Here is a 592-nt window from a genome sequence, read left to right as displayed (position 1 = left end):
TGCTTGAAGAGGTATGTCGCCCGGGAAGTTTATCGCCTTCTACCGCCACCGGCCGCTTCCGGTAGCAGCCACGAGAAGGAATCTTCATCGGCACCTCAGGCCGCTTGACATCTATAGGAGCATCAACGCAATGGCCGAGTCGTTCTTCGCGACTCTCAAGAACGAACGTGTCCACCGCACGGTCTACCCGACCCGCGAACACGCCCGCCGCGACATCGCCCGGTACATAGAAATCCGTTACAATACGACACGCCGCCACTCGGGACTCGGCTACTGCACCCCACAACAGGTCTACGACGAGTACCTGAAAAAGCAGTCCGCAGCGTAAATAAGCTCAATAAAGCCTGTCCGGAATTAACGAGGCACACCAGACACACTCGTCAGGATCGGCGACCATACGCAGCGTCGATCCCCGATGGCCGTTCTGCCCACCAGGGCGCCGACCCGTCTTCGTCCGCAGCGACTTCGGGGGCGGCTTCGCCAGCCCGTCCGAACTCGGTGGCTTCGACGAGTTCCGCGACGTCTTCGCGAGCTGCGCTTCCAGCTCGGCGATCCGCTCCAGCGCCCGCGCCAGATCCGCCTGCAAGCTCAC

General features: G+C 61.7%; 1 protein-coding gene and 1 pseudogene. One reads left to right on the top strand and one right to left on the bottom strand.

All coding sequences use genetic code 11. From position 1 onward, the window contains the following. Positions 1–124: 124 nt before the first annotated feature. A pseudogene (locus AB1460_RS38170) lies at positions 125–328 on the top strand (integrase core domain-containing protein); the annotation flags it as partial. A gap of 6 nt (positions 329–334) precedes the next feature. On the opposite strand, the gene AB1460_RS38165 reads toward AB1460_RS38170, so the two are convergent. Continuing rightward, positions 335–592: DUF6444 domain-containing protein (locus AB1460_RS38165; protein ID WP_420497474.1), on the bottom strand; the 258-nt coding region annotated here is incomplete at its 5' end.

It is taken from the genome of Parafrankia sp. FMc2 (genome assembly GCF_041008525.1).
Lineage (GTDB): Bacteria > Actinomycetota > Actinomycetes > Frankiales > Frankiaceae > Parafrankia.
The sequence above is the reverse complement of the archived record's forward strand: the minus strand, read 5'-3'. Positions and strand labels throughout refer to the sequence as shown.